Origin of the sequence: Massilia polaris (assembly GCF_012927275.1) — a bacterium.
Lineage (GTDB): Bacteria > Pseudomonadota > Gammaproteobacteria > Burkholderiales > Burkholderiaceae_D > Telluria_A > Telluria_A polaris.
Map to the genome: position 1 here is coordinate 433522 of NZ_JABBGG010000002.1, position 20725 is coordinate 454246.

A 20725-nucleotide genomic window follows, 5' to 3' on the forward strand; every position below is an offset into this window, starting at 1 on the left:
GTTTGACACAAACGGTCCGGCAGGAAATACTTTGCCCATCATTTATCGACCAACTGCCGCGCCAGCATGCCTAAACTCTCCGACATCGAAAACACCCCCCTGTCCCCGCTTGTCCACATTAACGCCTTGCTGGACGAGGGGCCGGACTGGAACTTCCTGACGCCTGGAAGCAACACGATCCTGTACACCTTCTCGGTCGCCTCGGGCAACGAGGTGCGCAGCGGCACGCCCGTGACCGGGCAGCAGGCGTTCTCGATTTCGCAGCAGATGAACGCGCGCGGCGCGATGGATTACATTTCCAGCCTGACCGGCATCGTGTTCCAGGAAACCAGCGACGGCGCCAGCGCGCACGTCCACCTGGCCAACATCGACATCGCCAGCGCGACCACCGTCGGCCTGTGCAGCTGGAGCGTCTCTTACCGTTCGAATTCGGTGACGGGCGACCTGGTCAGCTACGCGGCGGAGGCCTACGTCTACCTCGACAACCGCGAGTTCGCCGCCATCAATGCCAGCCTGAATCCGGGCAGCACCGGTTACGAGACGCTGCTGCACGAGCTGGGCCACATGCTTGGCCTGAAGCACCCGCATGAGGACCAGATCCAGCTTTCGCCCGCACAAAACAACACAGCCAACACCCTGATGTCCTACGAACATCTTGGCGGCCCTTACGCCAGCTTCAACAGCCTGGATGTCGCCGCGCTTGACTGGCTCTATGGCCGCGACGGCCTTGGTGGCGGCCTCGGCATTAACTCTGCCACCGGGGCAAGATATCTTTCAGGTACTATGTTTAGCGAAGCCATTACCGGAACACAATTTAACGATACGCTGCGAGGCGATAGAGGAAACGATATGTTGAACGGAGGAGAAGGTACCGATACCGCGGTCTTCAGCGGTCTTCGCGCGTCGTATGCATTCAACGTGGCGGGCGACACGCTGGTGGTCAGCGGCGCCGACGGCAGCGACACGCTGGCGTCGATCGAACTGTTCCAGTTTGCCGACGGTACCTTCATGCGCAGCCAGATCGTCGATACGACGGCACCGGTTGCGCCGCTCGCCAGCGTGTCGAAAAACGTCAACGGCTACATTGCCGGCAATACGCCAGTCGTTTTCGGCACGGCCGAGGCCAATTCGACCATCACCATCCTCAACGGCACTAACGCCGTCGCCACGGGAAAAGCCGATATCAATGGCTTGTTCGCCATCCCCGTCTCGAGCATCGGCAATGGCAGCTACACGTTCACAGCGACAGCGACGGATGCGGCCGGTAACCGGTCGGCTGCCACCAGCCTGACTTTCAAGGTCGACGCAACGCCGCCCACCGCGCCGACCGTCGCATTCCAGCCTGCCAGTACAAATGGAAACCAGCCGGTTTTCAGCGGAACGGGGGAGATTGGTACGACGATCAAGCTGGTCAATACCGGCGGCGAAATCATCGGCCAGACCCAGGTCGACAGCGGGGGCAAATGGGCCATTTCACCCAATCCGCTCGGGAACGGCAACTACAGCGTCAGCGTGCGGTCGTTCGATGCTGCGGACAACGTCACGTCCGCCGCCACGTCGGTGGGCTTCACGATTAACAGTACGCTGAACCGTACCGGCAGCGCCGGAAACGACATGCTTTCCGGTACATCAGGCAACGATGCACTCACCGGCATGGCAGGCATCGATACCGCCGTGTACGCCGGCGCGCGCGGCACGTATACGGTGGCGCCGTCAAGCAATGGCTTTACCATCTCGTCCGCCACCGATGGCCGCGATTCCCTGCTCGGCGTCGAACGTATCCAGTTTTCCGATGGCGCGCTGGCGCTGGATATCGAGGGCAATGGAGGCATGGCCTACCGCCTTTACACAGCGATCTTTGCGCGCGATCCGGACCTCGCTGGTGTCGGGTACTGGATCAACGCGCTGGACGAGGGCATCTCGCTCGATGACGTGGCAACCGGGTTCCTTACCAGCCCGGAATTCCTCGACCGTTTCGGCGCCAACCTTTCCACCCAGGCGTATGTGGAAAAACTGTACGAGAACGTGCTGCATCGCCCACTCGACCAGGCCGGCTTCGACTTCTGGGTCGCCGCGATCGACCAGCAAGGCGCGCCGCGCTCCGAGATCCTGGCGGCATTCAGCGAGAGCAACGAAAACCACGCACAGGTGATTGGCACCATTCAAAACGGCATCATCTACATTCCGTGGGAAGGCTGATGGCCTGCAGCGGTCTTCGCGGGCGCACTGTCATAATGGCGGCTTTGCCGCAAGGATTATGCCGTGAGTAACGAAGACCGTTTTGTCGATATCGAGATCAAGCTGGCGCACCAGGAGGACCTGGTGGAAACGCTGAACCAGATGGTGTACCAGCAAAGCCGCCGCATCGACCAGCTCGAAGCGATGGTCGCCGGCCTGGCCGAGCACATCCGCACCAGCGCCCAGTCGGGCGGCATGCCGCTCAACGAGCCGCCGCCTCACTACTAATCGATCCCCCGGTCACGTGTGCATACACTGTACATATGCATACAAACCGGGCCGTGACGGTTGAGTTTCTTGCTGCTATGATCGAGCGCTCATGCGCTGCCTATTACCCGCGGGCAGCTTTATTTTAGCGCTCGTGAAAGATGCCATGAACCGTCCACACATGCTTATCCTTGCCGCCAGCCTCGCGCTGGTGAATGTTTCCCACGCAGCCCCAGGCGCACCCGCCGCCGCGGTGCTGGAAGCATCGAACCCGTTTGCGAAACTCAGCACGCTGCCGTTCCATTACCCGGCGTTCGACAAGATCAAGGACGAGCACTTCCTGCCTGCCTACGCGGCCGGCATGCGCGCACACCTGCGCGAGATTAACGCCATCGCCAACAATTCGAAGGCGCCGACCTTCGAGAACACCATCGTGGCGATGGAACGTTCCGGCCAGCTGCTGACGCGCGTGGCGGCCACCTTCGCCAACCTGCAGGGCGCCAACACCAACGACAAGCTGGACGCGATCGACCGCGAGATGTCGCCGAAAATGGCGGCCCACTTCGACGCGGTGTTCCTGAACGAGAAGCTGTTCCAGCGCCTGAAGACGCTGAACGACAAGCGCGCCAAACTGGGCCTCGACGCCGAGTCGGCCCACCTGCTGGACCGCTACAACAAGGACTTCGTGCGCGCCGGCGCCAAACTGTCGGCCGCCGACAAAGAGAAGCTGAAGTCGCTGAACGGCCAGATCGCCGTGCTGCAGACCGACTTCACCCAGAACGTGCTGAAGGAAACCAATGCATCGGCGCTGGTGGTCGACACCCGCGCCGAACTGGCCGGCATGTCGGACGCCGCCATCGAAGCCGCGGCAGCCGCCGCCAAGGAGCGCGGCCTCGAAGGAAAGTACGTGGTCGCCTTGATCAACACCACCGGCCAGGCGCCGCTGGCCGTGCTGACCAACCGCAGCACCCGCGAGCGCCTGCAGGCCGCATCGATGGCGCGCGGCAGCCACGGCGGCGATTTCGATAACCGCGACGAAGTGGTCAAGCTGGCCAGGCTGCGCGCCGAACGCGCCGCGCTGCTCGGCTATCCGAACTACGCCGCCTACTCGCTCGAAAACGAAACCGCCAAGGATCCTGCCGCCGTCAACAAGCTGCTGTCGGAACTTGCCACGCCTGCCGTGAACAACGCACGCAAGGAAGCGGCCGAGATCCAGAAGGTGATCGATGCCGAAAAAGGCGGCTTCAAGGTCGCCGCGCATGACTGGGCCTACTACACCGACAAGGTGCGCGCGGAGCGCTACAGCTTCGACGAGAACCAGCTCAAGCCATATTTCGAGCTGGACAACGTGCTGGTCAAGGGCGTGTTCTACGCGGCCAACAAGCTGTACGGCCTGTCGTTCAAGGAGCGCAAGGACCTGCCGGTGTATAACCCGGACGTGCGCGTGTTCGACGTGTTCGACGCCAACGGCAAGCAGATCGCGATCTTCCTGGCCGACATGTACGCGCGTGGTAACAAGCAGGGCGGCGCATGGATGAACGAATACGTCTCGCAGTCCGCGCTGATGGGCACCAAATCGGTGGTCGCCAACCACCTCAACATCCCGAAGCCGCCTGCCGGCGAGCCGACCTTGCTGACCTACGACGAAGTGAAGACCACCTTCCACGAGTTCGGCCACGCGCTGCACGGCATCTTCTCGAACGTGAAGTACCCGCGCTTCTCTGGCACCAACGTGCCGCGCGACTTCGTCGAGTATCCATCGCAGGTCAACGAGATGTGGATGATCTGGCCTGAAGTGCTGGCCAACTACGCCAAGCACTACAAGACCGGCGAGCCGATGCCGAAAGAACTGCTGGACAAGGTGGTCGCGTCGAAGAAGTTCAACCAGGGTTTCATCACCACCGAATACCTGGCCGCATCGCTGGTCGACCAGCGCTGGCACCAGCTGGCGGCCAGCCAGGTTCCAACCGACGTACTCGGATTCGAAGCGGCCGCGCTGAAGGAGGCCGGCGTCGACTTCACCCCGGTGCCGCCGCGCTACCGCACCACCTACTTCTCGCACGCCTTCTCGGGCGGCTACTCGGCCGGCTACTACGCCTACCTGTGGAGCGAAAAGCTGGATGCCGACACCGTCGAATGGTTCAAGGAAAACGGCGGCCTGCAGCGCAAGAACGGCGACCATTTCCGCAAGACGCTGCTGTCGCGCGGCGGCACCGCCGATGCGATGGACCTGTTCCGCAACTTCCGCGGGCGCGACGCCAGGATCGAAGCGCTGCTCGAGCGCCGCGGCCTGACCGGCAACTAAAAACACCACCCGAAAGAGAACCACATGAATCGTCCACAAATGCTGATCATCGCCGCCAGCCTGGCGGTGGCCAATGCCGCTTACGCCGCGCCTGCGTCGATGCTGGAAGCGTCCAACCCGTTCGCCCGCGCCAGCAAGCTGCCGCTGAACTACCCGGCCTTCGACAAGATCAAGAACGAACACTTCGAGCCGGCCTACGCCGAAGGCATGCGCCAGGAAATGCTGGAAGTCGAAGCCATCGCCAACAACCCGAAGCCGGCCACCTTCGAGAACACCATCGTCGCGATGGAGCGCTCGGGCCAGCTGCTCGACCGCGTCAGCAGCGTGTTCGGCAACCTGTCGGGCGCCAACACCAACGACACCATGCAGTCGATCCAGCGCAGCCTGTCGCCAAAACTGGCGGCCCACAGCGATGCGATCCGCCTGAATGAAAAACTGTACGCGCGCATCAAGGGCCTGTACGACAAGCGCGACAAGCTGAAGCTCGACGCCGAATCGAAATTCCTGCTCGAGCGCTACCACACCGACTTCGTGCGCGCCGGCGCCAAACTGTCCGCCGCCGACAAGGAAAAACTCAAGGCCTACAACGGCCAGCTCGCGACCCTGCAAACCACCTTCGCGCAGAACGTGCTGAAGGAAGCCAATGCAGCAGCGCTGGTGGTCGATACGCGCGAAGAACTGGCCGGCATGTCCGACGCGGCGATCGACGCCGCAGCGGCCACCGCCAAGGCGCGCGGCATGGACGGCAAGTTCGTCATACCGGTTACCAACACCACCGGCCAGGCGCCGCTGGCAGTGCTGACCAACCGCGTTACCCGCCAGCGCCTGATCGAAGCCTCGATGGGCCGCGGCAGCCGCGGCGGCGAATTCGACAACCGCGACGTCGTCGTCAAGATCGCCAGGCTGCGCGCCGAACGCGCCGCGCTGCTCGGCTATCCAAGCCACGCCGCCTACGCGCTGGAAGACCAGACCGCGAAGAACACCGAATCGGTCAACAAGCTGCTGGCCGAATTCGCCAAGCCGGCGGTGGCCAACGCGAAGAAGGAAGCGGAAGAGATCCAGAAGATGATCGACGCCGAAAAAGGCGGCTTCGGCCTGGCCGCGCATGACTGGTCGTACTACAGCGACAAGGTGCGCGCCGAGCGTTTCGCGTTCGACCAGAACCAGCTCAAGCCGTATTTCGAGCTGAATAACGTGCTGACCAACGGCGTCTTCTTCGCCGCTGGCAAGGTGTACGGCCTGACGTTCAAGGAACGCAAGGACCTGCCGGTGTACGACCCGGACGTGCGCGTGTTCGACGTGACCGACGCCAATGGCAAGCCGCTGGCGATCTTCCTGGCCGACTTCTACGCACGCGGTAACAAGCGTGGCGGCGCATGGATGAATGCCTACGTGTCGCAATCGAAGCTGATGGGCACCAAGCCGGTCATCGCCAACCACCTGAACATTCCGAAGCCGCCTGCCGGCGAAGCGACGCTGCTCACGTACGACGAGCTGCGCACGCTGTTCCACGAATTCGGCCACGCGCTGCACGGCATGTTCTCGGACGTGAAGTACCCGCGCTTCGCAGGCACCCGCGTGCCGCGCGACTTCGTCGAATTCCCGTCGCAGGTCAACGAGATGTGGGCGGTCTACCCTGAAGTGCTGGCCAACTACGCCAGGCACTACAAGACCGGCGAGCCGATGCCGAAGGCCCTGCTGGACAAGGTGATCGCATCGAAGAAGTTCAACGAAGGCTTCCGCACCACCGAGTACCTGGCTGCGTCGATGCTCGACCAGCGCTGGCACCAGCTGGGCGCGAACCAGATCCCGACCGACGTGCTGGGCTTTGAAGCCGACGCGATGAAGGCGGCCGGCGTCGACTTCTCGCCGGTACCGACGCGCTACCGCACCACCTACTTCTCGCACGTGTTCGCGGGCGGTTACTCGGCCGGCTACTACGGCTACCTGTGGAGCGAAAAGCTGGACGCCGACACGGTCGAATGGTTCAAGGAAAACGGCGGCCTGTCGCGCAAGAACGGCGACTACTTCCGCAAGATGCTGCTGTCGAAAGGCGGCACCATGGACGCGATGGACATGTACCGCCAGTTCCGCGGCCGTGATGCGAAGATCGAGCCGTTGCTGGACCGCCGCGGACTGACCGCGAACTAAGCAATCCGGTAATACGGGGGGGGCGGATGCGCTGTTGCGTATCCGCCCTTCTTTTATGGGAACAAAACCACGATGACCGACGACGAATTCCTCACCAGCTTCGCGGCCTGCACCCTGCCGCCCGAACAATTCAGCCACGCGGGCCACATCCGCCTCGCCTGGATCCAGCTGCAGCGCCACGACTTCGACCAGGCCGTCGACGGCACCTGCCGCGGCATCCGCGCCTATGCGACCCACCTGGGCGCGGCGACGAAGTTCCACACCACCATCACGGTCGCGCTGATGCACCTGCTGCGCGCCGCCGGCGCCGCCGACCGCGATGTCAGCTGGTACCAGTTCGTCACCGCCAACCAGGACCTGGTGCATAATGCGCGCGCCATCCTGGGGCGCCATTATTCGAGCCAGTGCCTCGACAGCCAGGACGCGCGCGAGCGCTTCGTCGCGCCCGACCTGCAGCCGCTGCCCGTGTGAGCTGCCTGTACCGGATCGGTATATACTTTATCTCAACAACGCAACCGGAAGCGCAGCAGCAATGAGTGTCCAGGAATTACACGGTATTACCCTTGAAGCGATATTGACCCGCCTGGTCGACCATTACGGTTGGGACCAGCTGGGCAAGCGGATCGTGATTAACTGTTTCCTCAGTGACCCGAGCATCAAGTCGAGCCTGAAGTTCCTGCGCAAGACGCCGTGGGCGCGCAAGGAAGTCGAGGACTTGTACCTGAACACCCGTTTCACCAACTAAAGCGAGCCTGACATGTTGAATGACGATGCATCGAACCTGAAGGCACACCTGAAGAGCCTGCACGCGAACCTCGAACAGACGGAACATGTCGATGACGAGCTGCAGGAATTGCTGCGTCAGCTGGACGGCGACATCAAGAACCTGCTCGACAAGGGCGCCGAGGAGGAGCTGGATGAAGAAGGCGGGCCGTACGGGCTGGCCGAGCGGACCCAGGAGATTACGGCAAGGTTCGCGGTGGAGCATCCGACGCTCGAGCCTACGCTGCGTGAGCTGGGCAGGATTCTGCAGAATATGGGCATCTAGCACTCCATTCCCGTGCGAACCGGAAGCCACAGGGCGCGTGGGATATTGGCCCGGCATGGGCTCCCGCTTCCGCGGGAACGACGGGCGGCTGTCGCAATCCCGACACAAGTTATTGATACTTAAGACATTTTTCTAGCTCAGCCGTCAATGCAAAACGGCCGCCCATCGGCTTTGCATATCGTTTTCCGGTACAATACCGGCCAATGAGCTCCCCATCGAACCTGTTTGCGACCGTCCCGAAGCGGTCTAGCCGCGCTTCTGCCGCGCCCTTCCTCCCCATGACCCGTGCGGAGATGGATAAGCTCGGCTGGGACCAGTGTGACGTCATCGTCGTCACCGGCGACGCTTACATCGACCACCCGAGCTTCGGCATGGCGCTGATCGGTCGCGTGCTGGAAGCGCAAGGTTTCCGCGTCGGTATCATCAGCCAGCCCGACTGGCATTCGGCCGACCCGTTCCGCGCGCTCGGCAAGCCACGCCTGTTCTTCGGCATCACCGCCGGCAACATGGATTCGATGATCAACCGCTACACCGCGGACCGCAAGATCCGCTCCGATGACGCGTACACGGCCCACGGCGCACCCAACAAGCGTCCTGACCGCACCGTCACCGTGTACGCCCAGCGCGCGCGCGAAGCCTATCCGGACGTGCCGCTCATTATCGGTTCGATCGAGGCTTCGCTGCGCCGCATCGCCCATTACGATTACTGGTCGGACAAGGTGCGCCGCTCGGTATTGCCTGACTCGAAGGCCGACTTGCTGCTGTTCGGTAATGCCGAACGCGCCATCGTCGACCTCGCGCACCGCCTCAACGCGGGCGAGAACATCAAGGATATCCGCGACCTGCGCGGTACCGGCTTCATGGCGCCGGCGGGCTGGCTGCCGGCCGACGACTGGTCGGTGCACAATTCGACCCGCATCGATGTACCCGGCAAAGTCGAGGCCCATCCGGACCCGTACGCGATGATGCCGGAAGATAAAACCGCCTGCGCCACCGATGCCGGCGCCAAAGAGGCGGACGTGGTCAAGCCGATCCGCATCATGACGCGCGAAGAGCGCGCCGCCGCGGCGAAAGAAAAGCACGACAGGACCGTGGTGCGCCTGCCGGCCTACGACGTGGTCAAGGACGACCCGGTGATGTACGCCCACGCCTCGCGTGTGTTCCACCTTGAATCGAACCCGGGCAACGCGCGTGCGCTGGTGCAGGCGCACGGCGAACGCGACGTGTGGCTGAACCCGCCGCCGCTGCCATTGCAGATGGACGAGATGGACGGCGTGTTCGACCTGTCGTATTCGCGCGCCCCGCACCCGAGCTACGGCAACGCCCACATTCCGGCGTGGGAAATGATCCGCTTCTCGGTCAACATCATGCGCGGCTGCTTCGGCGGCTGCACCTTCTGCTCGATTACCGAGCACGAAGGGCGCATCATCCAGAGCCGCTCGGAGCCGTCGATCCTGCGCGAAATCGAGCACATCCGCGACAAGACCAAGGGCTTCACCGGCACCATTTCCGACCTCGGCGGCCCGACCGCGAACATGTACCGCCTGCAGTGCAAGGACAAGAAGATCGAGGAAAGCTGCCGCCGCCTGTCGTGCGTGTATCCGAGCATCTGCGTCAACCTCGGCACCGACCACAGCAAGCTGATCTCGGTGTACCGCAAGGCGCGCGCGATCCCCGGCGTGAAGAAGGTGCTGATCTCGTCCGGCCTGCGCTATGACCTGGCCGTGCGTTCGCCCGAGTACGTCAAGGAACTGGTGACCCACCACGTGGGCGGCCTGCTGAAGATCGCGCCGGAGCACACCGAAGAGAACACGCTGACCAAGATGATGAAGCCGGGCATCGGCGCTTACGATGAATTCAAGCGCATGTTCGACAAGTTCTCGCTGGAAGCGGGCAAGAAGCAGTACCTGATTCCCTACTTCATCGCGGCCCACCCGGGCACGACCGACGAGGACATGCTGAACCTGGCCCTGTGGCTGAAGAAGAACAATTTCCAGCTCGACCAGGTGCAGACCTTCACGCCGACGCCGATGGCGATGGCGACGACCATGTACCACACGCGCAAGAATCCGCTGCACAAGGTGACCGAGGATTCCGAGATCGTCGAAACGGCGCGCAGCGGCAAGATCCGCAAGATCCACAAGGCCTTCCTGCGCTACCAGGATCCGGAAAACTGGCCGATCCTGCGCGAGGCTTTGGTCAAGATGGGACGTGGCGACCTGATCGGCAACAGCGACAAGCACCTGATCCCGGCGCAAGGCAGCGACGGCGCCCCGGCCGGCGGCGAGCGCGGCAAGCGCAGGGCGCCGGGCTTCGGCCCGGAGAAGTTTGTCCCGCCGGGCAAGCGCGCGGTGCCGCGTGCGGCGACATCGACGCCGTTCATGGCGCCGGAGAGCAAGGTCCGGCCGTCGATCCTGTCGACCATCAAGACCAAGGCCAAGCCGGCCGCGGCCGCCAAGGCCCGTCCGGGCCGCAAGTAAGCCTGCCCGCGCCACAGGAATGTGGCGGGCGGCCAGCTTGTTACAATTCTTGCGTCGAGCCGGACCGAATTTACGTACAATCTCTCTCAGATGTATTGCTCTAGCGCACCGTTCCCTCGGTCGCTAATCCTGAGATGACTTTCATACACCTGGCCCACCGGACGATGAGCATCCGCGCCAACCTGCGCAAGGTTGCCGTGCTGGCACTCGCATTCGCAGCCGCGCTTCCGGCCTATGCGCGCGAGCAGGTCACGCTGCAGCTCAAGCACCTCCACCAGTTCCAGTTCGCCGGCTATTACGCCGCGCTCGAAAAAGGCTATTACCACGACGCCGGCCTGGACGTTCGCATTCTCGAAGGCAAAGACGGCAACGAGCCCGAGCGCAGCGTCATTTCCGGCAAGGCCCAGTTCGGCGTAGGCAGCAGCAGCCTGCTGCTGGCGCGCCTGGCCGGCAAGCCTGTCGTCGTGCTCGGCACGATCTTCCAGCATTCGCCTAACGTCTTGCTGGTGGCGCGCGGGGAAGGCGTGCGCGACCTGCGTTCGATCGTCGGCAAGCGTGTGATGATCGGTTCGCTGACCGATGAACTGACCCAGGCCGACGAGCTGGTCGCGTACCTGACGAAAGAGGGCATCGCGATGTCCAGCCTGGTGCGTGTCGAGCACAGTTTCAATCCGGGCGACCTGGTGCGCGGCGAGGTCGAGGCCTTCTCGGCATACGTCACCAACGAGCCGTTTTTCCTGGAACGCGCCGGCTTTGCCTACGACCTGTACAGCCCGCGCGCGGCCGGCATCGATTTCTACGGCGACAACCTGTTTACCAGCGAGAACGAGATCGCGCTGCATCCGGAGCGGGTGCGAGCGTTCCGCGAGGCCAGTATGAAGGGCTGGGCGTACGCGATGAACAATCCGGAGGAGCTTGCCGACCTGATCCGCGCCAAATACACCCGCCGCCACACGCGCGAGCACCTGCTGTACGAAGCGCGCCAAATGATGCCGCTGGTGCAGCCGGTGCTGGTCGAGCTGGGCTACACCAATCCGGACCGCTGGCGCCATATCGCAAATATTTATGCGGAGCTCGGAATGCTGCCCCGCAATGCCAACTTCGACGGCTTCCTGTACCGGGCCGGGAGACCGCTGCACCAGACCTGGCTGTTCCGCGTTGCGCTGGCCGCAGGCGTGCTGCTGCTCGGCGCCACGGCGATCCACTTTTCGCTGCTGGCGCGCGAGCGCAAACGCGTGCGCGAGACGATCCGCAAGGGCGAACGCCGCTTCCGCACGATGTTCGAAGAAGCCCCGATGGGCATCGCGCTGGTCGATTCGGCCACCGGCGAATTCAAGGACATCAACGCGCGCTACGCGCAGATCACCGGGCGCTCGTTCGAGGAAGTCATGCGCGCCGGCTGGGCCGACTTCGTCCATCCCGACGATGCCCCCGCGCTGCGCGCGCTGACCGCCGGCGGGGCGTACGGCCTGAAGACCACGGCGCGCCTGGTGCGCCCGGACGGCTCGGTGGTGTGGATCGACATGTCGCTGGCGGCCATCGAAACCGAGTCGCAGGTGCACCCGCACCACCTGTGCATGATCGAGGACGTCACCGAGAAAAAGAAATCAGAGGCGCTGATCTGGCAGCAGGCCAATTTCGATACGCTGACCCAGCTGCCGAACCGGCGCATGTTCCACGACCGCGTCGAATTCGAAATCGCCAAGAGCCGCCGCGACGGGCTGCGCATCGCCATCCTGTTCATCGACCTCGATCATTTCAAGGAAATCAACGACACGCTGGGCCACCACCAGGGCGACCTGCTGCTGGTCGAGGCGTCCGAGCGCATCCGCGCCTGCGTGCGCGCCACCGACACGGTAGCGCGGCTGGGCGGCGATGAATTCACGGTGATCCTGTCGGGGCTCGACGAGACCGCGCGCAGCGACGTGATCGCGCAGAAGATCCTCGACGCGATGCAGGCGCCGTTCGCGCTCGGCCAGGAGCAGGCGTTCGTGTCGGCCAGCATCGGTATCACCTTGTTTCCCGACGACGCCGACGACGTCGACAGCCTGCTCAAGCATGCCGACCAGGCCATGTACGCGGCCAAGGGCGCGGGCCGCAACCGCTTCAGCTACTTCACGCCGGCGCTGCAGGTGGCCGCGCTGAACCGCATGCGCCTGACCAACGACCTGCGCGGCGCGATCAAGGGCCAGCAGCTGCGCGTGTACTTCCAGCCGATCGTCCACCTGGGCACCGGCCGCATCCACAAGGCCGAGGCGCTGGTGCGCTGGCAGCATCCGCAGCGCGGCCTGGTCAGTCCGCTCGAATTCATCCCGCTGGCCGAGTCGAGCGGCCTGATCGTCGAGATCGGCGAATGGGTGTTCAAGGAATCGGCGCGCTGGGCGCGGCAATGGCGCGGCGAGCACCATCCGGAGTTCCAGGTCAGCGTCAACCAGTCGCCGCTCGAGTTCCAGCGCGAAGGGCAGGGCTACGAGCACTGGTTCGCGCACCTGCGCGATATCGGGCTGGAGGGATCGGCGATGGTGGTCGAAATAACCGAAGGCCTGCTGCTCGACGCCAGCAGCGGAGTAACCGACAAGCTGTTGCAATTGCGCGACGCCGGCGTGCAGGTCGCGCTGGACGATTTCGGCACCGGCTATTCGTCCTTGTCCTATCTGAACAAGTTCGATATCGACTACCTGAAGATCGACCGCTCGTTCATCCGCAACCTGGCGCCGCAGTCGAGCGACATGGCCTTGTCGGAAGCGATCATCGTGATGGCCCACAAGCTGGGGCTGCGGGTGGTGGCCGAAGGGGTCGAAACGGCCGAGCAGTGCGCCCTGCTGCTGAGGGCTGGCTGCGACTACGGCCAGGGCTATTTATTCTCGCCGCCGCTGCCGGCCGAGGACTTCGACGCGATGCTGCGCTCGCCGCTGGTGCTGCTCGACGGCGCACGCCGCTAGACGGCGCACACTAACAACGCGTGCGGACACCTTTCTATGACGAATTGCGTGTAATATAGTTCATTTGGGAAACACATGTTACAATTTTATTACACTCTGCCTGTCAACAGACGGCATGTAGCTGAACGAAATTGAACGGGCCGCAGGCCACCCCTGCGGCGCCGCCGGTAGTGGCCCTGACGAGGAACTGCAGTGATCGATATTAAAACATTCATGCTGGTGCTAGCCATCGGCAACATCGGCCTTGCAATGCTGATGGCGGGCTATGCACGGTCGCAGCGCCACCCGGCCATGCGCATCTGGAGCTGGTCCAAGCTGGTGGTCGGCTTCGCCTACCTGCTGGGCTGGCTCCAGGGGCCGGCGCCGTCGCCTTGGCACAGCATTTCCGCCAACACCCTGGTTATGCTCGGCATCACGCTGGAGGTGGCGGCGTATTGCACCTTCTTCGGATTCATCCATTGGAAGCGGGTGCTGTACCCGCTCGGCGGACTGTCGATCCTGGTCTACGTCGGGGTCCGCCTCTCCGGCGCGCCGCTGCCGCACGCGACAGCTTTCATGTCGAGCGTGATCGCGGTGATGATCGGCACCATGGCGTTCGTGCTGCTGCGTCCCGGCGGCGAGAGTTCGCTCCTGCGCCGCATCATCGGCGTCAACGATGCCGTATTTTTCCTGGCGATGAGCGCGCGCGCGCTGAGCGACCTGATGCCGGACAGCTTCACCCTGCTGACGCCACACGCGGCGCATGCGTTTACCTTCATCACCGGCTACCTGCTGGTGATCGTCAACGGCTTCGGCTTCCTGCTGCTGTGCAAGGAAAAGGACGACCGCGAAATGGCGCTGCTGGCCACCACCGACAGCCTGACGGGGCTGGTGAACCGGCGCGCCTTCTTCGAGCGCACCGATGCCGCGCGCATGCTGTCGGCGCGCCTGCGCAAGCCGATCTCGCTGATGATGCTCGACATCGACCACTTCAAGGCGCTCAACGACCGCTTCGGCCACGCCTGCGGCGACGAGGCGCTGTGCGTGTTCGCCGACACCTCGCGCGGCGTGCTGCGCGAGCACGACATCATGGGCCGCCTCGGCGGCGAGGAATTCGCGCTGGCGCTGCCGGGCACCGACCTGGCCGGCGCCCTCCAGGCCGCCGAACGCCTGCGCGAAGCGGTCGAGCGGGTGATCCTGCCCAAGCACGGCTACGCGATGACGGTCAGCATCGGCGTGGTGCTGATCGATCCGAACGAGGACATCAACAGTGCGCTGGCGCGCGCCGACCAGGCGCTGTACCAGGCCAAGAGCGGCGGGCGCAACCGGGTCGAGAGCGGCGAGCCGATCCTGAAGTTTGGATAAATTGTCGAGGGTTTTACGCTATTTTTCGAAAAACCCTTGCGCAGGTCGAACGGTATTTGCTATGATTCGGCCTCTTCAGACGCGATGACAAGCGTCGGATGCAGGAAGTCTCTGAGTTAAGCGTAGATGGGTGCTTAGCTCAGTTGGTAGAGCGGCGCCCTTACAAGGCGTAGGTCGGGAGTTCGACCCTCTCAGCACCCACCAAGACTCAGGGACCTGCATCATGATCAGCAATACCGATCAGAGTAAAAACGGAGTGGTAGTTCAGTTGGTTAGAATACCGGCCTGTCACGCCGGGGGTCGCGGGTTCGAGCCCCGTCCGCTCCGCCAGCATAAAGAAAAAGGGTCCGACTTGTCGGGCCCTTTTTCCATTTTCGTTCCGCTAACATTCGACCGGCACTGCCGCATCCCCATCTTCCACCTTCGCTCTCTTCTGGCGTCCTTGCGCCGATGAATATCCGCGCGAATTTCGACTGCGGTGACATCATTTTGGCATCGATTTTTTAACAATCAGCATCAGAAGTGTCCAAATAAAAACAATCAATAAAACGGCGATAACCCGCCAATGCCGAACAACATTTGATTTTGATCAAACATTCCGTTCGAGTGTTGTGAATACGCTGAATTCGCTTGAATTTGCGAATCTTTACTTCCGTTTCGTCGTACTCTGCAAAACCCGCCCAAAAGTGGGTTTGCGTGACAATTGCGCAAAAAATAGAAACGGTAGCGCGGGCCGATCCCCGGCGCGTGACTGCCACCATAAAGTTCTTACGGAAAAAAAGGATTTGACATGAAGCTGAAGCACTCGACGTACCCAGCAGTATTGGGAGTTTTTGCAGCTGCAGTAGTCATCGGCGGGCCTCTGACCGCCAACGCCGCCGTGCCGGAGTTCCAGGCACAGGTGGTTGCCCCAACCATGCAAACGGACCGCATGATCGTCAAGTACAAGGACTCCAAGCCTGCCGGCAAGGCCGCCGCCAGGCTCGCGGTTGTCGGCAAGGACCGCGAAGCGATCCTGACCCGCGCCGGCCAGCAGTTCGGCATGACCATGAAGCTGTCGCACGGCATCGCCACTGGTGCGCACGTCATGAAGCTTAACAAGCGCATGGACCTGGCCGAAGTGCAGAAGCTGGCGCGCGACCTGATGGAACGCGATCCGAACGTCGAATACGCTGAACCAGACCGCATCATGCAAAAGTTGTTCACCCCGAACGACACGCGCTACAACGAACAGTGGCACTACTTCGAAGCAACCGGCGGCCTGCGCGTCAACACCGCCTGGGACAAGGCCACCGGCACCGGCGTCAACGTTGCCGTCATCGATACCGGCTACCGTCCGCACGCTGACCTGAGCGGCAAGATTGTCGGCGGCTACGACTTCATCGCCGACACCTTCATCTCGAACGACGGCAACGGCCGCGATTCCGACGCCAGCGATCCGGGCGACAATATCGTCGTCGGCGAATGCGGCGGCGGCCAGCCGACCCAGAACCAGAACTCCAGCTGGCACGGCACCCACGTTGCCGGCACCATCGCGGCGGCGACCAACAACGGTTCCGGCGTCGCCGGCGTGGCCTACAACGCCAAGGTGGTTCCGGTACGCGTACTGGGCAAGTGCGGCGGCTACACTTCCGACATTGCCGACGCGATCATCTGGGCATCGGGCGGCACTGTCAGCGGTGTTCCGGCCAACGCCAACGTGGCCAAGGTCATCAATATGTCGCTGGGCGGCGGCGGCGCATGCGACACCACCAGCCAGAACGCGATCAACAGCGCCCGCTCGCGCGGCACCGTCGTGATCGTGGCGGCCGGTAACGAAAACACCAATGCCAGCAATTCCAACCCGGCCAACTGCGCCGGCGTGGTGACTGTCGCCGCGACCAACCGTTCCGGTGGCCGCGCCTGGTACTCGAACTACGGCACCGTGGTTGATGTTGCAGCCCCTGGCGGCGACACCAGCGTTTCGGCCAACGGCATCCTGTCGACCCTGAACGCCGGCACCGGCGCGCCTGGTGCGGACAACTACGCGTTCTACCAGGGCACCTCGATGGCGACCCCGCACGTTGCGGGCGTCGCTGCGCTGATGCTGTCGAAGAACGCAGCGTTGACCCCTGACCAGATCGAAAGCATGCTGAAGTCGAGCGCGCGCGCTTTCCCGGCAACCTGCACCAGCTGTGGCAGCGGCATCGTCGACGCTAACGCTGCGGTTGATGCGGCAATTGGCGGCGGCGGCGGAACCACGCTGGCCGAAAGCGAGGCGAACAACACGACCGCCACGGCTGATGCGGTCACGGTCAGCGGCACGACGGTCAACGCCAACATGGGTACGACGACTGACACGGACTACTTCCTCGTCCAGCTGCCAGCAGGAAAAACGCTGACGTCGGTCCTGACCCCAGGCGCCGGCAAGGACTATGACCTGTTCGTGTACAACAGCACTGGCGCGCTGATCGGTTCGAGCGAGAACGGCGCCGGCGCCGTCGACACGGTCGCGGTCACCAACACCGGCACCGGCACGCTGGCCCGTTACGTGCGCGTTACGTACTACAGCGGCGGCACTGGCGCAACCAACGGCACATACACCCTGAAACTGACCTGGTAATACCTGGACAGTAACAGGCTGGACGTAATGTAAGGAAGGGACGGGTGGCTTTTGCTGCCCGTCCCTTTCCCGTTTGGGGTCAGGTCTGGCATTCGGACACGGGCTCGACCAGAAACGGTCTTCTGCGCGCTCTAACAGCTGCGCGAATGATCGCAAGGTGCAAGCGGTTTTGAGAGAGTCCGACCGCCGCGAAGACGACGCGGAGTCAGTCTTCGGAGGATGCTGAAGCGCAATCGTTAGTTTTCAGCCGCGCGGCGTAGCGCGACCTCCACATCCACCAACCTCGCCACTGCACGGCTAACTGTTTTCACCGACACGCCAAAGTGCCGGGCAATGTCGCCCATCGAAAAAGCCGTCGACCGATATGCATCTCCCATCGCCTCGTCTCGCGACGGGTGCAAGCGCTCGTATTCCGACAGCGATAAAGCCCTGCTACGGCGTTGGATGCGCGGAACTTCCGCGACACACGCGGGATCATGGAGCTTCGAATGTGGCCCCAAAAACATTTCATCACCTAAGATCAGTTGATGTCTTGTTAGCTTGAGCGGGCTTGCCGCGCCCAGCCCCTCGTCAACAAAAGTGCAGTACGCCTCAACGGGACTGGTGCGCGCTGATCCAAACTGTTCAAGCGTCCACGTTTTGTCCAGCCATCGGGGTGACGGCGCCGCCCCGGCCATGTAGCGGTAACTGCTCCACTGCCAATCCTCCGGCCGGGCGACGATGCCTGCGCGCACCGGATTGAGGACGACGTAACGACTTAGTTCCAGAAGGTGACGTTCCTTCTGGACCACGACCGCATGGTAGCGGCCTTGAAACATATGTCCCACAAGTTCATGTCGCCGGTTCACATACTGCGAATAAACGCCGTTCAGGTGACGCATCCCGCGCGCCAGGCCGCCGTCTATTGTTTCCACCATGAGGTGGTAATGGTTGGTCATCTGACAATATGCATGAACGGAGAAATTGAACCTCATACAGACCTGTCGCAGGATCCTCAGCCATACGCGACGGTCGACGTCATCATGATAGATGCGGTTTTTCCGGTTGCCGCGCGCCGTCACGTGATACAGCGCGCCTGGAAATTCGAGTCGAAGTGGTCTGCTCATGAGAGGACTGTAAGCGTCGCCGCCACGCCGAACATGACTAAACTCATGTGTGCCCGCAGGGGCGCAACGAATTCATGGATGAGATTGTGTCCAAATGACAGACCTGACCCCCACCCAAAGCTTGCAAGGAAAGCGATTTCCCATAATACTGTATGGAATTGCAGTAGTTGCCCGATGGGGCACGCCAACGAGTGAACGCCCCGGTCCGAAAAATCATCCACTGCGATTGCGATTGTTTCTATGCATCGGTAGAGATGCGCGACAATCCGGCGCTGCGCGACGTGCCGCTGGCCGTCGGCGGCCGCCCGGACCAGCGCGGCGTCGTCGCCACCTGCAATTACGAGGCGCGCCGCTATGGCATCCATTCGGCGATGGCGACCGCCCAGGCGCTCAAGCTTTGCCCGGACCTCGTCGTGATTCCGCCCAACATGGAAAAATACCGCGTGGCGTCGCGGCAGATCCTTGCCATCTATAACAACTACACCGAGCTGGTCGAGCCGCTGTCGCTGGACGAGGCTTACCTCGACGTGTCCGAATCGCCTCACTGCAAGGGCAGCGCCACCCTGATCGCGCAGGAGATCCGCCAGCGAATTTTCGAGACCGTCGGCATCACCGCGTCGGCGGGGGTCGGCCCGAACAAGTTCGTGGCGAAGGTGGCGAGCGACTGGAACAAGCCGGACGGATTGTTCCTCGTCCGGCCGGAGGAAGTCGATGCGTTCGTCGCCGTCTTGCCGGTCAAGAAGCTGTGGGGTGTCGGCAAGGTGACCGCCGCCAAACTCAACCAGCTGGGCGCGGAGAACTGCGGCGACCTGCGCAGCTGGACCTTGCCTGACCTGGAACACCATTTCGGCAGCTTCGGGGCCCGCCTGCATGCTTTGTGCCGGGGCATCGACAATCGCGCGGTATCGACTTCGCGCGAGCGCAAGTCGGTCAGCGTCGAGGAGACCTACACGCCCGACGTGCCTGACCTGGCAGCCTGCCTGGCCTTGCTGCCCGAATTGCTGGACAGGCTGCAGGTGCGCATCAAACGCTCAGGCGCCGATGCGTCGGCGCAAAAACCTTTCGTGAAGATCAAGTTTTCGGATTTTCGCCAGACCACGGTCGAGTCGGTAGGCGCGGCGCCGGCCCTCGCCCATTTCGAATCCCTCATCGAAACCGGGTACCTGCGCGGCAAACGGCCGGTGCGCCTGCTCGGTCTGGGCGTGCGTCTCGGGGAAGTGGAGAAGCTCGAGCAGCTGAGCCTGTTTAGCGACATTGAGTGAATAAATTTATGCGCCGCAGCATGCAACATCCACCCTTCCGGGGCGGGATCGAGCGTGTAGAATGGCGTTCCCCTGGAAACAATGACTGAAACAAGGCATAGCAAAATGTGGTTTAAGAATCTACAGATTTACCGCCTGCCCGCACCGTGGGCCTACACTCCTGAGCAGCTGGAAGAGGCGCTGGCGCCGATGCGCTTCGCTCCGGCATCGAGCAACGAGTTGCTGCGCCAGGGCTGGGATTCGCCGCGCGGCAATGCGAATCTGGTACATGTCGTCAACAAGCAGATGCTGATCCTGCTCGGCACCGAAAAGAAACTGCTGCCGACCTCGGTCATCAACCAGGTCGCCAAGGCCAAGGCGGCCGAGCTGGAAGAAGCGCAAGGCTTCGCTCCCGGCAAGAAGGCGATGAAGGAATTGAAGGAACGCGTGGCCGACGAGCTGCTGCCGCGCGCATTCAGCATCCGCAGCAACGTGTGGACCTGGATCGATCCGGTCAACGGATGGCTGGTGGTCGACGCGGCCAGCCCGTCGAAGGCGGATGACGTGATCAAGCTGCTGCTCAAGGCAGTCGACCGCATGCCGCTGGAAAGCCTGCGCGTGCAGCGCTCGCCGGTGGCGGTGATGACCGCGTGGCTGGAAATGGACGAAGCGCCGCACGGCTTCACCGTCGACCAGGACACGGAACTGCGTGCGACCGGCGAGAGCAAGGCTGCGGTGCGTTACGTGAAGCACACGCTGGAAGTGGACGATATCCGCCGCCATATCGCGTCGGGCAAGCAGTGCACCCGCCTGGCGATGACGTGGAATGACAAGATCTCGTTCGTGCTGACCGAGTCGCTGGCGATCAAGGGCATCAAGCCGCTGGACGTCATCAAGGAAAACGAGACCAGCACGCGCAATGATGAAGAGCGTTTCGACAACGACATGATGCTGATGACGGGCGAGCTGTCGCAGATGATGGCCGACATCGTTGAAGCGTTGGGCGGAGAAGCGAAGGCGTAAGCCAGTTCGGCGGATGCTTCGCCAGGGAGTCTCCGCTT

14 protein-coding genes and 2 tRNA genes are annotated in these 20725 nt (G+C 62.6%); 15 read left to right on the forward strand and 1 reads right to left on the reverse strand.

Annotated features, from left to right (window positions below; all coding sequences use genetic code 11):
• The first annotated feature begins 66 nt into the window (after positions 1-66).
• The 13 genes from HHL21_RS05830 to HHL21_RS05890 all read left to right on the forward strand — a co-directional run bounded on the left by HHL21_RS05830 (position 67) and on the right by HHL21_RS05890 (position 17317).
• Positions 67-2199, forward strand: coding sequence for a DUF4214 domain-containing protein (locus HHL21_RS05830; protein WP_169464300.1), 2133 nt, complete (start codon positions 67-69; stop codon positions 2197-2199).
• A gap of 63 nt (positions 2200-2262) precedes the next feature.
• Positions 2263-2466, forward strand: coding sequence for a SlyX family protein (locus HHL21_RS05835; protein WP_169464301.1), 204 nt, complete (start codon positions 2263-2265; stop codon positions 2464-2466).
• A gap of 145 nt (positions 2467-2611) precedes the next feature.
• Positions 2612-4750 carry a M3 family metallopeptidase gene (locus tag HHL21_RS05840; protein ID WP_229496066.1) on the forward strand — a complete coding sequence of 713 codons (2139 nt, stop codon included), beginning with the start codon at positions 2612-2614 and terminating at the stop codon, positions 4748-4750.
• 39 nt (positions 4751-4789) lie between these two features.
• Positions 4790-6901, forward strand: coding sequence for a M3 family metallopeptidase (locus HHL21_RS05845; protein WP_169464419.1), 2112 nt, complete (start codon positions 4790-4792; stop codon positions 6899-6901).
• 72 nt (positions 6902-6973) lie between these two features.
• On the forward strand, positions 6974-7372 hold the full coding sequence (locus HHL21_RS05850; RefSeq protein WP_169464302.1) for a hypothetical protein: 399 nt from the start codon (positions 6974-6976) through the stop codon (positions 7370-7372).
• A 61-nt stretch (positions 7373-7433) separates the two neighbouring features.
• Positions 7434-7646: a VF530 family protein gene (locus tag HHL21_RS05855; protein WP_169464303.1), complete on the forward strand. Its 213-nt coding sequence runs from the start codon at positions 7434-7436 to the stop codon at positions 7644-7646.
• 12 nt (positions 7647-7658) lie between these two features.
• On the forward strand, positions 7659-7949 hold the full coding sequence (locus HHL21_RS05860; protein WP_169464304.1) for a DUF4404 family protein: 291 nt from the start codon (positions 7659-7661) through the stop codon (positions 7947-7949).
• Between the two features lie 203 nt (positions 7950-8152).
• A complete protein-coding gene (locus tag HHL21_RS05865) occupies positions 8153-10429 on the forward strand; it encodes a YgiQ family radical SAM protein (protein ID WP_169464305.1) in 2277 nt (758 codons plus the stop codon).
• Between the two features lie 134 nt (positions 10430-10563).
• Entirely contained in the window at positions 10564-13371 is a 2808-nt protein-coding gene (locus tag HHL21_RS05870; protein WP_229496071.1) for an EAL domain-containing protein, read from the forward strand.
• A gap of 192 nt (positions 13372-13563) precedes the next feature.
• On the forward strand, positions 13564-14715 hold the full coding sequence (locus tag HHL21_RS05875) for a GGDEF domain-containing protein (RefSeq protein ID WP_169464306.1): 1152 nt from the start codon (positions 13564-13566) through the stop codon (positions 14713-14715).
• 128 nt (positions 14716-14843) lie between these two features.
• Positions 14844-14919, forward strand: a tRNA-Val gene (locus HHL21_RS05880).
• Positions 14920-14968: 49 nt separating this feature from the next.
• Positions 14969-15045, forward strand: a tRNA-Asp gene (locus tag HHL21_RS05885).
• Between the two features lie 460 nt (positions 15046-15505).
• Positions 15506-17317, forward strand: coding sequence for a S8 family peptidase (locus HHL21_RS05890; protein ID WP_169464307.1), 1812 nt, complete (start codon positions 15506-15508; stop codon positions 17315-17317).
• A 236-nt stretch (positions 17318-17553) separates the two neighbouring features.
• Here the strand turns inward: HHL21_RS05890 and HHL21_RS05895 are convergent, their stop codons facing one another.
• Complete coding sequence (locus HHL21_RS05895) at positions 17554-18423, reverse strand: transposase (protein WP_169464308.1); 870 nt, start codon at positions 18421-18423, stop codon at positions 17554-17556.
• A 167-nt stretch (positions 18424-18590) separates the two neighbouring features.
• Here HHL21_RS05895 and dinB point away from each other — a divergent pair, with 167 nt between their 5' ends.
• Together dinB and HHL21_RS05905 are read left to right on the forward strand one after the other, a co-directional pair.
• Entirely contained in the window at positions 18591-19685 is a 1095-nt protein-coding gene (gene dinB / locus HHL21_RS05900) for a DNA polymerase IV (RefSeq protein ID WP_206085598.1), read from the forward strand.
• Positions 19686-19790: 105 nt separating this feature from the next.
• Positions 19791-20687: a recombination-associated protein RdgC gene (locus HHL21_RS05905; protein WP_169464310.1), complete on the forward strand. Its 897-nt coding sequence runs from the start codon at positions 19791-19793 to the stop codon at positions 20685-20687.
• Positions 20688-20725 lie beyond the last annotated feature (38 nt).